This window comes from Bacillus sp. RO2 (assembly GCF_012911845.1).
GTDB lineage: Bacteria > Bacillota > Bacilli > Bacillales > Bacillaceae_I > Sutcliffiella_A.
This window is the reverse complement of record NZ_JAAXCU010000042.1, coordinates 47,189-62,764: the sequence shown is the minus strand read 5'-3', so window position 1 is coordinate 62,764 and position 15,576 is coordinate 47,189. Positions and strand designations below refer to the sequence as shown.

Sequence of the window (15,576 nt, the reverse complement as noted above, 5' to 3'; positions counted from 1 at the left end):
CCAACGAGTTACTTTCGAGAATGGAACCGGCCAAACACCCTTCGCATAAGGTAACATGGGCAGGTGAACGGAAATGGAACATAGAAAAAACCATTATTTTTCAGCAACGTTATTAATTGTTATGGGTTTTTTAGTGGTCTGTAGCCTTTACACATTAATTCCACTTTACAATTCAATTAGCTTGGAGTGGAGTGTCCCCAAACAAAAAGTAATAGTGGCCAGCAGTTTTTTCAGCATGTTCTATGCGATAGGACTACTGATGTTCGGTGCATTATCCGATCGATTCGGCAGAAAAAATATTATTAGCTACGGGTTTCTGTTTTCAGCTATCGCTACCATACTCATTGCGCAATCTACTAATATTTCTCACTTGTACGTTGCCCGCTCCATTCAAGGATTCACCCTTGGCTGCTTTGCACCAGTTGCTTTTGCCTATTGCTTTGACCACTTCTCTCCATCTCTTCGAAACTTTACTATTTCACTTATAAATGCAGGATTTTTGTTATCTGGCATCTTTGGACCTATGATAAGCGAAATAATTGCCGCTTATTTTCAATGGAATGGCGTATTTATTTTCTTTTCACTTTTTTACTTTCTGTTGTTCTTATTTGCCCGCCTCATTTTAAGCCCATCCAATTCATTAATCCATACAAAGGACAAACCTTGGAAACATTTTTCCACTCTCTTGGCCGACCGAGATTTAAGAATTTTATATTTGATTGTTTTTTCCTTGCTGCTCTCCTTTGTGACTTTTTACGATAGCCTGTTTCAATACTTATCTAAAGCATTTCCTAATCAATCTTTTTTGTTGGTTCGCTCTATTGGACTTATTGGTACTGTTTCTTGTCTCTTTGCTGATTTAGTGATGCGGACCATCGGCACTAAGCGGTTACTTCTTTACTGTTCTTTAAGCATTTCCATTTCGTTATTCATTATGATGATTTTTTATAAAAATCTATTTGTGATAGGTGCTTTCTCTGTAATTTATGTAGCTGCCATTTCCTTTTTTCTACCCGCAATTATTGCGTATATCGGGATATTAGGCAGGAACCACCGGGGAAGTGCCATCTCCTTGTATTCTTTCACATTGTTGATTGGTACTGCGGTTAGCCCTATCATAAGCCATAACTTTTCCTTTCTATCTGTCTTGGGCTTTTTAGGAATATGGTTCTTACTGAATTCTATATTGATATGGAGAATCAGAAGAGATACGTAAGAAAAACAGAGCAATAACTAATCGGTCCTTTTTATTTGCATTGTATTACTCCGCTGTTCCTTTCCGCAAATGTCTTCGCTTTCCGCGGGACGGTGCTCGAGCCTCCTCACGTCGTTGCGGGGTCTCTACCTACCGTTTCTCCCCCGCTGGAGTCTCCTCCATTTGCTCCAATCCACAGCTGGAAATTACGTAAACGAGATGTTAGTGCTTTTTCAGTTAACTCCGTTAGATGATTTTTCACAAACCCTAAAGCAATTGAAATATCCTAGTTGATTGAAGTGGAAGGCGCGCAGACGCCCGCGGGAGGAAGGGACAGGTGTGACCCCGGAAGGTGAAGCCTGAGGAGGCTCACGGACCGCCCGCAGGCAAGCGAAGCGCCTGGAACGGAGATCAACTGTATCATAGATTTTTCATGCAAAAAAACCTCCAACTTCCCTTATAGGAGGTTGGAGGTTTTGTCCTATTATGTGCTCGGAACGACTGATGCTTCTTCCATCTGCTTCAATGTTTTCATTCGTTTTTTCAGATAGAGCCCTTGCCCAATACCGAAAATATTTCCTATCACCCAGTAAAGGGCCAATGCAGAAGGCAACGTCAATCCGGCAATTAATATAAACACCGGGATGATGTTCATGACCATCTTCATCTGCGGCTGTACGTCATCTGTAAGCGTGACTCTTGTTTGAATGAATGTCGTGATAGCTGCCACAACCGGTAGAATATAGAATGGATCCGGCTGACCAAGACTTACCCAAAAGAAAGAGTGCTCGGCTATTTCCGTGGTTCTTCCAATTGCATAATAGAAAGCCATGATCACAGGCATTTGAATCAACATTGGAAAACAACCAGCAGCAGGGTTCACTTTGTGCGTCTGGTATAGCGTCATTAATTCCTTTTGCATTTCCTTTTGATCGTCTGGATTCTTTTTGTCTTTATATTTCTTTTGCAATGCTTCCATTTCCGGCTTAAGTTTTTGCATGGCAAGCATGTTTTTCTGCTGCTTCAATGCCAGTGGCAAAATAAGTGTACGAATAGCAATTGTAACGATGATGATGGAAATACCATAGCTTCCACCAGTCCATTCTGCCACGCTTGTCAGTGCGAGGGACAACGGATAGACAAAATAATGGTTCCAAACTCCAGAACTATCTGCCGTTATGGGCTCGCTCATGTTACAACCTGTTAATAGTGCCAATAAAAATATAACTAAACTTACTGTCCAAAACTTTCTCATGTAAATTCCTCCTACTTTTCACAAAATTATCGACTCATGTTTGTAAAGTAGAAAGAGGAAGCTTCTTCATCTAAGGTTGCTTCTTTTGTAGGCCGTTTTCTATATATGAATGTAATAAGCCTTCTCCGCTTACCAATAATAGACTGCAATTTATTCGTTTCAAGGTCCAAGGATGTTGTATAACCACTGTGTTGATAGACCACATACTTAGAGTCCACAAAAAAGCAGAACGTCAAAAGGCAAAGAACGGCGGCTGTTACATATGGTGCGTATAGTAGAATATCAAGATAAAATTCCATATTTTTTGCATTCACCTTTTTAACTGAATATAGTAGATACTACTTGTACGATTGAATAACAATAATGTTTCATTTAAAGTATATCCCTACAATAAAAAGATACACCTAGTGTGCAATAATTGCTAGGTGTATCTTTTTGTTAATTTTCAACTATACATGTTCTTCTTTATTTTGATTATGGGCATATAGCTTCCTAAAAGAATTCTGTAGATTCTTTTTATCCAATTTCCCTACGGCTGTTTTGGGTATTTCCGGAACAAAAACTATTTTCTTAGGTATTTTATAAACTCCGATTCTGGTTTTGCAGAAGGTCAGCAACTCCCTCTCAGAAGTTTGCTTTTTACTAGAAACAATGGCAATAACCGCCTCTCCCCAAACTGGATGTGGTACACCAATTACACATGCCTCCTTGACCGCTTCATGCTGACAGAGTATTTGCTCCACTTCCAATGGATAAATATTTTCTCCGCCTGAAATGATCATATCTTTCGTCCTACCAACTATATAGTAATAACCGTCTTCATCTCTTCGACCCAAATCACCTGTTCTCAGCCATCCATCACGTTTGACTTTCTTAGTCTCTTCTTCTTTCTCCCAATATTCAGAGAAGACATGGGAACCTCTGATAAATATTTCCCCTACCTCTTCCTCCATCGCTTCTAAGCTCTCATTTACCATCAATTTCACTTCATTAAATAGCATGGCTTTGCCGACTGATCCCTTTTTCCCATATGCCTCATGAGGATCAATGTAGAAATTATTTGGACCTGCTTCAGTTAGTCCGTATCCTTCTTTAAACAGCTTCCCCTTCTTGTAGAATGCTTCGTAGATTTCTAATGGACAGGGGGCACCACCTGAAAGAAATGTTTTCATGGTTGGAAAGTCTGTACCATGAAAATGAGGATGCTCTATCAGCATGCTATACATGGTTGGTACCATAAGGGCAATTGTACACTTATACAACTCTAATAGTTTGATGGCTTTTTCCGCTTCAAAACTCCTCATCAGGACAACCGTCCCACCTGCCATAAGCAATGGAGTCGACAAAGCATTAAGGCCACCTGTATGAAACATAGGTAGACAAGTGAGGGTGGTATCTTCGCCATGCAATCCCCAGCTTATAATAGTATTGATGGCATTACATGTAATGTTTTCGTTAGTAAGAATTACTCCTTTTGGGTGGCCGGTTGTGCCCCCTGTATAGATAATGGCCGTCGCGTCATTGGATCGTGTGGGGGGGGAACCATTCTTTTGAATTTCTTTTGTCGCCAAATCTTCAAGTGAGAACACCTGACATTCCAACTGATTGGATTCCTCTAAATAGTCATCATGAACTATCACACATTTAGCTTTGCAATCTCTTACTATATAGTTCCATTCATTTACCGCCAGTCTCCAATTGAGCGGCACAAAAATTGCCCCTATATCTCCACATGCAAAAAGCAAATCAAAGTACACTATATGATTCGGTGACAACAGAGCTACTCGATCTCCTGGTCTAATACCTGCAGATAACAGCCTGTCTGCCATATCTCTTGATCGATCGTATAATTGCTTATAATTCCATCTTTCTCCCGTTTCGCCGTCTATCACTGCGATTTTATATGGAGAATGTTGTGAACGCTTCTGTAACCAAGAACCATTCATTTCCACTTCCATCTCTCCCCTACACATTACAAGATATCCATACTATAGGAGATGGGAGTTACAGAAGGGTTACAATAAAAAACGGGCACCCATATAATGATGGATACCCGTTCACACTACTTAAGCTTCTTTCACTTTCTTACGTTTAATCACAATATAAAATGCTGGTACAAACAACAATGTAAAGAATGTGGAAAAGAATATTCCTGAAATAATGGATATTGCAAGTGGGGTAAATAGTACATCCCCGCTAAACGCTATTGGAAGTAAAGCAGCAATAGATGTAAAGGCCGTCAGTACGACCGGTCGCAACCTAGCTTTACCCGAGTCAATGACTGCTTCACTCAGAGTTGCTCCCTCTTGTAAACGTGATTCCATGAATTCAATGAAGACCGTCGCATTCCTTACCACAATTCCCGCAAGTGATACAATTCCCATCATCGCCATGAAACCGAGGCCGGTTTGTGTGATGAACAAGCCGATCATCGCACCAGAAATAGCCAAGTAAACGGAACTCATGATTAACAATGGCAATCTTAATGAATTGAACTGAACAACCATTAAGATATAAATTAGGAAAATAACGATCAAGAATAGTTTACCTACTTCAATAAAGAAGTCACTTCTTGCAGAAGATTCTCCTCCAACTGAAACGGAAATACTATCTGTTTCATAGGATGCCGCGATATCTTTAACTTCCGCTTCTAATTTCTGTTTGTCATCCTCCCCTGGATACACACGTACCGTTATGGTTCTGTCCCCATTCTTATGAGGAATCAATGGCAATACTTCTGTTTCTTCAACAGATACTAGCTCGGATAGGGGGATGAGAACTGGCGCCCCAAATTCAGTCGTTTCTGTTTTACTTGGAAGCTCCAATGCTTCAAGGTTTATCGTTTCTCCATCTTCTACAAGGTCTTGAACGATGGTAAGTGTTTCTCTTTCCAGTCCCGCTTCATAAGAACCAACTGGGATTCCTTCTGTCACAAGCCTTATTTGATTACTTATTTCTTGAGCGGTAATTCCATGCTCTTCCATCTCTTCTCTGTTTGGAACATAATTGATAGTAGGTTGTGCAGATCCTACGTCATCAATAACCGCCCCGCTTCCTTCCAAACTTTTAATCTCTTCTTTCATCCCATTGACAGATTCCATTAGTTCTTCTATGTCTTCCCCGACAACCGTCAAGGCGATGGGAGCTCCTACAGGCGGGCCTGCTTCAATTGTAGAAAGCATCACTACAGCGTCTGGATTTTCATCCCGCAGTTCAGGCTGCCATTTGGCAATCGTATCTGCAGCCGATTGCTGCTCCCGGTCGACTCTTAAGACAATCTGCCCAGTGTTCTCACCTGAATTGGATAATGTGCTGCCGAATATTCCAGGTTCTCCGCTCCCTGCAAAGATGGTCGTTTCGTAAACAGCCTTATCGGTTTTTATGCTGTCTTCCATTTGTTGGAGCCTTGATTCTGTTTCCTCCAGTGGTGTCCCAGCCGGATATGTGACGGACACAGTCACCTCTTCACGATCTGCACTAGGGAAGAATACGACTGGAATAAATGGAACGAGTGCATAACTTGCTGTACAGAATATAAGAACAGCAAGCCCTGTGAGTAGAGGTTTTTTCACTACTTTTGTTAAAATTTTTGAACTATACCAGTTCCCTGCTTTATCAAATTGAGACCCTAGCAAACCATCTTTCCCTTGTTTGCCCGTCTTTTTCTTTTGGCGCCATGCCATAAAAATCGGCACAATAGTCAAAGCGACAATCGTGGAACCGATGATTGTAGCAATGAGAACGGTCGGAAGTGCAGAAATGAAAGCACCATTTGGGCCACCTAGGAAAGTCAATGGCAAGAAAGTAAAGACGATGGCCAAAGTTGAGGTAATGATGGATACCCTAACTTCTTTCGTTCCGGTGATTGCACCTTGTAACGGGCCATCACCAAGTTGGTAACGTCTCTGGATGTTATCATTTACTACGATGGCATCGTCCACCAGTATTCCTAAGGCAATAATGATCCCGATAATGGAAATCTGGTTTAAATCCACATTTGCATATGGCAAGGGGATTAATCCAAGCGCAATAGATATTGGAATAGAGATTGCCACCAGTATTGCTGAGACTGTATTTAATCCGAAAAACGTAATCAATACCACTGCTAAAATAGAGATCAGGAAGGAAATTCCCAAGTCTTTAAAAATTTTGGACACAATTTCATTTTGAGTATAGTAAAGGTCCATCTCCACTTCTTCTGGCAGGTCTTTAGCGAGACGTTCCATTTCTTCATCCACCGTGGCATGCAGCGTCGGAATGTCTACACCTTTTTCTTGCATAATGGTCAAAGAAATAGCAGGCGAACCATTATACGTAATTAAATCTTCTTGTTCTGTCGGTATTTGCGTTAAACTTGCAACATCCCCAACATAAAGAGAATTTCCTTCTTCATCCTTTTTCAGAAATACATTTTCTACTTCTTCAATATTTTCAATATGTTCAAATGTCAGCTGGGAAATCTGGTTTCCTTCCTGCTGACTGCCAAGAGGGGTGATTTGCAATTCATTTTGAATAGCTGTTATTACATCAGGAAGTAGCACTCTCTTTTCTTGCATGGTTTCTGAATCCAAATTAAGAGTGTAGCTTGACTCTTCCAATCCTTTTATGGTAACTTTTCGAACACCATCAATATCCTCCAGTTGAGGAACCCATCCTTCGATAATGTCCTTTTGCTCTAATAACAGTGCACGGTCTTCATGTAAAATGTTGTAAGAAGCAATGGCTCCCATTTGAATATCCGTGTTGATTGTCGGTTCAAAAGCGTCTTCTGGAAACTCACGGCTTACATCAGAAACTTTTTGCTGCACTTGGGAGAATACTTTATCCCTGTCCGCATCATCGGTAAGTTCCATCACAATATTAGAAACGCCTAATCCAGAAACGGATGTGACACTATCCATCCCGTCAATATCCAATAGTTCTTTTTCAAGCGGGGTGGTAATATCACGTTCCACTACGTTTGGAGCAGCCCCTGGATACACTGTGGTAATGGTTCCTACATTTAGTGAGATTTCAGGAATCTCTCGTTTTGGTATTTGAAAATAGGTCAAGGAACCAATGACCACCAATAATAGTAAAAAAATTAATGTTACTTTTGGTTTTTTAATAAGTGCATTAAACACTTGGATGTCCTCCTATACTCAATTATTCAAATTTGACTATTTAGCCTGAGTTCATCATACGGTGTGGTTGTTAGTCTTGGCAAGAATGAATATGCTTTGGAGTGATTTGTTACTTTTTTCGTCAAAACTTCCGAATTGTATACGAAAAAAACTAGATGCCTATATAGCACCTAGTTTAAAAGTAAACTATTTATCTTCTACATCATAATTCCGCCATCCACATGGAGAACCGTACCATTCACATAATCTGACTCATCTGAAGCAAGGTACAGGTAAGCGCTTGCGATATCACTCGGTTTACCAAGTCTCTGGAGGGGAATGACTTGCAACAAACTCTGAATAACTTTCTCTGGGACTGTTGCTACCATATTAGTGTCCACAAATCCAGGTGCCACAGCATTCACATTAATATTTTTCCGGCCAAATTCCTTTGCCCATGATTTTGTCATTCCAACAACGGCTGCTTTAGATGCCGCATAATTGGTCTGTCCAACATTTCCATAAACCCCGCTCACTGATGACGTATTGATGATTTTCCCTTTGCCATTTTCGAGCATATGAGGCACCACTGCTTGCGTACAGTTAAATACGCCATTTACATTAACATCCATTACTTTTTGGAAGTCTTCTCCACTCATTTTTAAAAGCATATTATCTTTTGTGATACCTGCATTGTTAATGAGAATATCAATCTTTCCGAACCTCTCTTTAACCATGGATACCATCTCTACTACCTTGGCCTGATTTGAAACATCCACTTGGTAGAATGCCGCTTCCCCTTCTGCTTGAAGCTCTGCAGTTCTTTGTTCCCCTAGTGTTGCATCATAATCCACAAGTGCAACCTTTGCTCCCTCTTTTAAAAATACACGGGCAGCCTCTAAGCCTAAACCATTGGCTGCACCGGTTATTATGGCAACTTTACCTTCTAGTCTCATTTGTACTGTTCCTCCTGTTTCGCCACGAAAGTTGTAATCGCTTGCAATAATTGTGATAAATCATCCACTTGTGCGGAATGTCCACACCCCTTGAGGGAAAGAAACGTCGCCACTCCTCCAAGGTCCTCCACCACTTCTCTGGACATCTGTTCTGAAATAACAAGATCATTTTCACCAGCCAACACAAGAATCGGTATGTTGATTTTCTCCACTTCCCCGGTCCCTTGTTTCAGTCCATTATGGTGATTGCTGATGTTAAACATGTTTAGCGCATGCAGAATTTCCGGATAATTGCGCTGTGTGAGCATATCTTCTAGATACTCCTCATACCGATTTTCTTCCGGTTGATTGTCATGATAGATCGCATAGTCCCATATCATTCTTAGTACCTCTTTATTACGGTTTTCATATGCATGGGAAATGGTAATGGTCCTGGTCTTGTCCTGCATTACCTTTTCATAACTTGTTAGTCTTTTTGATAAATCCGGTTGACCGTTTTCATCCGTATCGTACATTGGATAACCTCTTGTTGATGCGGATGCAAGTAGAATGAGCTTCTTTGCAAAGTTTGGGTTATCAGCTACAAATTGCATGGCCACCGCTCCGCCTGTGGACCAGCCAAGTATGGTAAAGTCGGTGAGATTTAATTCGTCCACAAATAGTTTTATGTCATCTGCTAGGTCTTTAATAGAATAGATTTTTTCGTGATACGACGATTCACCGAACCCCCTCATATCAACCGCTAAAAGATGAAAAGAATCATCTATGTTCTCCATTAGCAAATCCCAATGCTTAGAAGAAGTCATATTACCATGAATAAGCAGGATGGTTTCGCCAATACCAGCTCGTTCTCTATATCCATATGTCTCCCCGTTTGGCAATTTTACTTGTTTTTGAACGATCATTTTTCAACCTCCCTTTTTGATTTCCCCCATTGAATAGTCGTTGCACCCCAAGCATAGCCAATTCCCGCACTCACCAGCACTACATTGTCTCCCTCTTTGATTCTGCCTTGCTGTAAAGCAAGCTCCAATGAAAGAATTTGATCGATTTGACCGACGTGCCCGTAGTTTTCTAGATAAATAGATTGATGTTCGGACAAACCTAGTTCCTTTAAAACATAATGGTGGGCAGATTTTTTCATATGAAGAATTCCGAGATAATCCAACTCTTCTTCCGTTAGACCGCTTTTAGATAAAGACTTTCGAATCACTTCCAAGAAATTCTTCATGGACTTCTGTTCTAATCTGGCTTTCATTCCTGACGGATCAAGTACATCCAGCTTATTCAAACCTTTTTCCAATGCTTCTGGAGAAATGGGATGTTTCGTTCCGCCCGCAACTACCACCACGTCCTCGGAAAAAGAACCATCCGTTATAAGATGAGAAGCCAATAAAGAATTTTCACCATGATCCTTTCTTAACACAATGGCTCCTCCACCCGCTGCAAGGTTATACATGAATCTGGTCCTTGGATTGGTGTAATCAATGAAATCTTCGTTACGGTATCCACCGGCAAGCAGAACTGTCTGAATAGATTCATCCGCTATCATCATATCTTTTGCAACTTTCAATCCCATGATGGTGGTTCCGCATCGCAATCCCATATCAAAGCCTACCGCATTTACCGCCCCAAGCTGTTTCTGCATGTATAAGGCTGCCGTCCATAGTGGATATTCTTTATATTCTTCCCCAATATAGAGAATCAGGTCTATTTCCTCAGGAGCAATATTCCCTCTTTCCATGGCAATCCGTGCAGCTTTTATTCCCATTTCACACGTATGATCCTCATAACCAGCAACTGGTTTCGACAGAATGCCCAGTTTTTCTTCGACCACCTCTATAGGTATTCCAGATTTCTCTGCAATTTCCTTGCTGGTCATGAAATTTTCTGGAATAAATGTACCGACACTTACAATTCCAATCTGCGTCATAACCTCACCCACTAAGTTTTTCTTTCATATATTTACAGACTTCTTCAAAGCAGGTAACCGTTATTTCCTCTTCCCCTTGCACGTGGCTGACTGTAATTCTCCAGATTGGTGACGGCTGCTCTGCATCCGAAAAACCGGAACACCGTACAACAAAAGATGCAACTTGTGGCTGACTGCTCATCCATTCCCCTCCCATTAACTTGAAATGTTTTTCTCTTTTCCTACTTTAAGCTGCGCACCTTTTCTTCTAGCCCACCATAATCTAACGGTCCCTACGATACCTTGTGGAAAAAACATCACCACTACGATATAAAGGATTCCAAAGAAAATAATCCAACGTTCAAAAATCCAATGAACTTTTGCAAGGTCGGATAACCAATGGTGCGCAAATTCTATCAATCCTGCACCAATTATCGCGCCTATTAAAGTCCCGACACCTCCAATGATGGTCATCAGTAGTGCATCCAACGTGACATCTACTGCAAAAACAGACGTATTGACGAACCTAAGTGTCAATACATAGAGACTACCGGCAAAGCTAGCAAACACACCGGCTACCACACTAGCAATAACTTTATAATGCAGCACATGGTAACCAAGCGATTCGATTCTATCCTCATTCTCTCTTATTGCCTGCAGGACCCTTCCTAATGGAGAATGTGTAAATCGCTTTAGTAAAAGAAAAATTAGGACCATCATGATTAAAGACAACAGATATATATTTAATCTATCACGCAGAAGATCAGGGATACTGAAGGTAAAGCCATCATTTCCATATGTGAGTGTTCGCCATTTTTCTGCCAATACAAGAAACAGTCCCGAGAAGGCAAGTGTTAACATAGCATAGAAGTGACTTTTCAATCGGAGAGAAAGCATTCCGACAATATAACTTACAACACCTGCTATAACAGCCCCTATGAGAACCGCCAGTAGTAGCATAGGTATGGTACTGTCATATTGCTTCAGCATGATACCCGTGGAATAGGCTCCTATTCCAAAAAACATGGCATGACCAAACGAAACAATTCCCGTATAACCAAGCAAGATATCATAACTCATCGCAAAGATGGCAAAAAGGAATATTTGAGTAAACATGATTAATAGAGTACGAGAATCTGTAACAACTGGAAGTGCAAGAAGCATCAAAAATATGATGATGTAGACGTAATTTGGTACGGTCAAATATCTGTTCATCCTCTCACCCCTTTACCCCGAATAATCCTTGTGGACGGAAAATCAAAACGATGGTCATCAGCATCATGTTCACTGCCAATGCTAAATCCGGGACGAAATAGGCCATAAAGGAACCACTTAATCCGACCAAAATGGCTGCAAGCACCGAACCTGTAATGCTTCCCATCCCCCCAATAACCACCACAATGAATGCCAAAATCCCGAACTCCAGCCCCATCTCTGCATAAATGACACCGGAGTATGGCCCAAGCAGCATACCACCCAGTGCCGCCATTGCAGCCCCAGCCATAAACACGAGCATAAACACCCGTTTTATGTTGATGCCCAATGCCTGCACCATCTCTTTGTTGATAACACCCGCTCGTACGATTAGGCCTATTTTAGTGTTTCTTAATATATAGAAGATTGCAGCGAAAACAAGCGTACCTATAATAATGATAAACAAACGGTATTTGATGATGATGATATCCCCAAACTCCCAGCTCCCACTCAAATATGATGGAGTTCTAGCGCTAAGCTGATTTGGACCGAATACCACTTTAATCATTTCGCTTAAAACTAGCATGACTCCTAACGTAATCAGAATCTGTTGAACATGATTTCCATAGACAGGCTGGATGATATAACGCTCAAGCGCAAGCCCCAATATAAGACCGGTACCAATTGCAGCAATGATTCCTATCATGAAGCTGCCTGTTGCCGAATATACCCAGATCCCTGAGAAGGCGCCCCAGGCAAACAGCCCCCCATGGGCAAAGTTAAGAACATCCATTAAACCAAATATCAAGGTCAGACCAGCAGCAAGCAAAAAAATCAACATTCCTGTTGCTAATCCGTTTACTGTCAGATTCACCAATACATCCACTATATGCCCCTCCTTTATGCAATCCCAAGATATTGCCTTCTGAGCTCCTCATCTTCCTTCAACTCATGCATATGACCATGGTGAACGGTCTTCCCGTCATCCAATATATAGAAGCAATCCCCAATTGTACTTGCCATATAAAAATTCTGTTCTACTAGTATAATGCTCGTTTCTTTTTTCATCTGCTGGATGGAGTCCATCACCTTTTCCACCATAATTGGAGCTAGCCCCTTACTAGGTTCATCAATTAATAGCAACTTGCTATCATTAATATAGGCTCGGGAAATCGCAAGCATCTGCTTTTGGCCGCCGCTTAAGTTCCCGCCACGCTTTTTCCAGTATGTTTTTAAGTCGGGAAACAAGTCTAAAACCCAATCTAATTTCGCAAGGGTTTCTTCATCTGTTTTTTTCATGGCAACCTTCATGTTCTCTTCCACTGTCAGTTCTCCAAACACCCCTTGATCTTCTGGAACATAACCAATTCCTATATTCGCAATATCATACGTTGCCATTCCGGTAATATCCTGCCCATTAAACACGATAGAACCCTGTTGAGGAGGATTAAGTCCCATCACACTTCTGAGAGTTGTCGTTTTCCCTGCCCCGTTTCTCCCTAGCAGTACGGTAACTTCTCCTTGTTTCGCTTCAAAATCAACACCTTGCAAAATATGAAACTGTTCAATATATGTTTGAATCTTTTCCACTTTAAGAAGCGTTGTCATCATACAATCCTCCCAAATACGCAGACTGGACAGTTTCATTATTCATGATCTCTTGCGGTGTACCGTCCGCTAACAATTTCCCATTGAAAAGTACCGTAACAGAATCAGACAAGTCTAATATCATGTCCATTTTATGTTCAATCAGTATGATGGTCCTGTCTCCCTTAGCTTTTATTAGTTTAATAACCTCCAGAATTGCCGGTACTTCTTCAATCGACATACCTGCCGTTGGTTCATCCAAAAGAAGCAGTTCCGTTTCAAGCGCTAAAAGCATGGCAATTTCAAGTTTTCTCTTTTCTCCATGTGCCAAGTTTTTTGCAAGTGATGAAGCTTTTTCATCCAGAAGGACCGTCTTCAATAAATCCAATGACCGCTCTTCAAACTCCTTGAAATGTTGGAAGTGGGAAAGCATGTTATACCTGACTCCCCGTTGAGACTGCACAGCCAACCGCACATTTTCCAAGACTGTTAGATTTGGAAATACATTAGTAATCTGAAACGACCTCCCGATACCTTTCCTAGTCCGTCTCATAGGGGATAGTTTGGTTATGTCCTCCCCTTTCCAAATCACCTCTCCCTTTGTAGGCTTCAACTGTCCGCTTAAGAGGTTGAAAAATGTAGTTTTCCCCGCTCCATTTGGCCCGATGATGGATTTGAAGTGGAAAGGCTCCACAGTAAAATTCACATGATCCACCGCAACATGGCCACCAAAAGCAATGGTTAATTCCTTAGTCTCCAATATGGGATTCAAAGTGTGTACCTCCTTTTATCGATATGTAATAACACGAAGGAACTTTAGAGCATTGCTCCAAAGTTCCACTTCTACTTATTGATTGTTACGGATTGGAGGAGCTGTTTCCTCTGGAGATAGCTCCCTCATTAACACAGGTACTGGATAGTCGAATCCATCCACTTTCTCCAGACGCACAGCATATAAAGTTTGCATAGCTTGATGATCCTCAGCTCGGAACGTCATTTGACCTTTTGGTGTATCAAAGCTCATTCCTTCCATTGTTTCTATGATTAAATCGGAATCCGTATCTCCCTCTGTTTTCTTTAGTGCTTCCACGATAGCGATGGCAGCCGTCATTCCGCCTGGAGTAAACAGGTCCGGAACTTCCCCGTTGAACTTTTCTTTATGTTTTTCCACCAACCAATCATTGACTGGATTATCAGGAAGTGTATGGTAGTAAACAGAGAACCCTTCCATTCCGATTAACTGTTCCATCGTGTGTAATGCCGCAATATCAGGAGCACCTGTAGAAATCTTGATTCCTCTTTCTTGTACTTTCATATCGGATATCTGATTCCAAGGAGAATTGGCACCTGCCCATACAACAAAGAGATAGTCAGGATCTGCATCTAAAATCTTTTGGATATTGGATGTAAAATCAGTTGCAGCAGGATCTGCATATTCTTCAAGTACAATATCAGCACCAAGTTCCAATGCTGCTTCTTTGAATGCAGCCACTCCATCATGACCAAAAGAATAATCTGGTGCCAATGTCGCAATCTTCACTCCATCCCCTGCAATTGCAGCTGCTCCAGCCACTGCATCTTGAGAGGAATTTCTTGATGTACGGAAAATATATTTGTTCCAATCTGCTCCCGTAATACTATCTGCCACTGCTGGTTCCACCAACATCACCTTTTCATACTCTTCTGCAAGAGGCAGTACCGCTAAAGTGTCTCCAGAGCTTGAAGATCCGACTAGGAAATCTACCTCATCTTCTTCCAATAGTTTAGTCGCTTTTTGAATCGCCACTTCCGGTTTTGTTTCGGTGTCTTCCACTACAAACTCTATCTTGTGCCCGTTTACTTCCATTGTTCCTTCTGTTGCATATTCAAGACCAAGTTCAAAGCCCTGAACCGTTTGCTTCCCATACGTTTCAAGCGCACCAGTTAAAGAAGCGAGCACACCCACCTTGATTACCTTTTGATCTCCATCGCCACTTGAATCTGTTTCCGTTCCGGCTTTGCTGTCGCTACAGCCTGCCAACACCAACATCAGTGCACACATAAGCAGAAATCCTGTCTTCCACTTTCTCATTTACCTTCCCCCTTAACCCATTAATGTGTTTAAGTTGTAGTTTCAGCTTAAGACGAGGTGGTTACAAATGGGTTACAAAGCGAAGCTTGCTACACGGAAAACAACCGCCCGGTTCTTTTTTTGTTGTGTGGTTATTCTCCACTGTTGATTTCCACAAATGACTTCGCTTTCCTAGGAGCGGTTGCTTCAGCCTCCTTGCTCCGCTGGAAGCTGCTGAAAAAGTCTTTGACTTAAGATGTTGTTTAGACACCGCTGTTGATTTCCGCAAATGGCTTCGCTTTCCTAGGGGCGGTGCTTGAGCCTC

14 protein-coding genes are annotated in these 15,576 nt (G+C 41.5%); 1 reads left to right on the top strand and 13 read right to left on the bottom strand.

Features of this window, described 5'->3' with window-relative positions; all coding sequences use genetic code 11:
- Positions 1-73 precede the first annotated feature (73 nt).
- Positions 74-1,216, top strand: a complete 1,143-nt coding sequence (locus HF078_RS11390; RefSeq protein WP_169291275.1) for an MFS transporter — start codon at positions 74-76, stop codon at positions 1,214-1,216.
- A 463-nt stretch (positions 1,217-1,679) separates the two neighbouring features.
- Here HF078_RS11390 and yidC read toward each other — a convergent pair whose 3' ends face one another.
- The 13 genes from yidC to HF078_RS11325 all read right to left on the bottom strand — a co-directional run bounded on the left by yidC (position 1,680) and on the right by HF078_RS11325 (position 15,272).
- Entirely contained in the window at positions 1,680-2,450 is a 771-nt protein-coding gene (gene yidC, locus HF078_RS11385) for a membrane protein insertase YidC (protein ID WP_169291274.1), read from the bottom strand.
- Between the two features lie 26 nt (positions 2,451-2,476).
- On the bottom strand, positions 2,477-2,749 hold the full coding sequence (locus tag HF078_RS11380; RefSeq protein WP_169291273.1) for a hypothetical protein: 273 nt from the start codon (positions 2,747-2,749) through the stop codon (positions 2,477-2,479).
- A gap of 150 nt (positions 2,750-2,899) precedes the next feature.
- Positions 2,900-4,396, bottom strand: coding sequence for a class I adenylate-forming enzyme family protein (locus tag HF078_RS11375; RefSeq protein WP_346775335.1), 1,497 nt, complete (start codon positions 4,394-4,396; stop codon positions 2,900-2,902).
- Positions 4,397-4,516: 120 nt separating this feature from the next.
- Complete coding sequence (locus tag HF078_RS11370; protein ID WP_169291271.1) at positions 4,517-7,573, bottom strand: efflux RND transporter permease subunit; 3,057 nt, start codon at positions 7,571-7,573, stop codon at positions 4,517-4,519.
- Between the two features lie 197 nt (positions 7,574-7,770).
- Entirely contained in the window at positions 7,771-8,508 is a 738-nt protein-coding gene (gene fabG / locus HF078_RS11365; protein ID WP_169291270.1) for a 3-oxoacyl-ACP reductase FabG, read from the bottom strand.
- Positions 8,505-9,413: an intracellular short-chain-length polyhydroxyalkanoate depolymerase gene (gene phaZ / locus HF078_RS11360; protein WP_169291269.1), complete on the bottom strand. Its 909-nt coding sequence runs from the start codon at positions 9,411-9,413 to the stop codon at positions 8,505-8,507. Before phaZ ends, fabG begins: the two co-directional genes overlap by 4 nt.
- Positions 9,410-10,441, bottom strand: coding sequence for a 3-oxoacyl-ACP synthase (locus HF078_RS11355; RefSeq protein ID WP_169291268.1), 1,032 nt, complete (start codon positions 10,439-10,441; stop codon positions 9,410-9,412). Before HF078_RS11355 ends, phaZ begins: the two co-directional genes overlap by 4 nt.
- A gap of 4 nt (positions 10,442-10,445) precedes the next feature.
- Positions 10,446-10,622: a hypothetical protein gene (locus HF078_RS11350; RefSeq protein ID WP_169291267.1), complete on the bottom strand. Its 177-nt coding sequence runs from the start codon at positions 10,620-10,622 to the stop codon at positions 10,446-10,448.
- A gap of 14 nt (positions 10,623-10,636) precedes the next feature.
- The gene (locus HF078_RS11345) at positions 10,637-11,635 is read right to left on the bottom strand and encodes a branched-chain amino acid ABC transporter permease (RefSeq protein ID WP_169291266.1); all 999 of its coding nucleotides are present in this window, start codon (positions 11,633-11,635) and stop codon (positions 10,637-10,639) included.
- Positions 11,636-11,639: 4 nt separating this feature from the next.
- Positions 11,640-12,500 carry an ABC transporter permease subunit gene (locus tag HF078_RS11340; RefSeq protein WP_169291265.1) on the bottom strand — a complete coding sequence of 287 codons (861 nt, stop codon included), beginning with the start codon at positions 12,498-12,500 and terminating at the stop codon, positions 11,640-11,642.
- 14 nt (positions 12,501-12,514) lie between these two features.
- Positions 12,515-13,222, bottom strand: a complete 708-nt coding sequence (locus HF078_RS11335) for an ABC transporter ATP-binding protein (RefSeq protein WP_169291331.1) — start codon at positions 13,220-13,222, stop codon at positions 12,515-12,517.
- Positions 13,206-13,973, bottom strand: a complete 768-nt coding sequence (locus HF078_RS11330; RefSeq protein WP_169291264.1) for an ABC transporter ATP-binding protein — start codon at positions 13,971-13,973, stop codon at positions 13,206-13,208. The genes HF078_RS11335 and HF078_RS11330 overlap by 17 nt, the downstream gene beginning before the upstream one ends.
- A 75-nt stretch (positions 13,974-14,048) precedes the next feature.
- Positions 14,049-15,272 carry a substrate-binding domain-containing protein gene (locus HF078_RS11325; protein ID WP_169291263.1) on the bottom strand — a complete coding sequence of 408 codons (1,224 nt, stop codon included), beginning with the start codon at positions 15,270-15,272 and terminating at the stop codon, positions 14,049-14,051.
- Between the last annotated feature and the right edge of the window lie 304 nt (positions 15,273-15,576).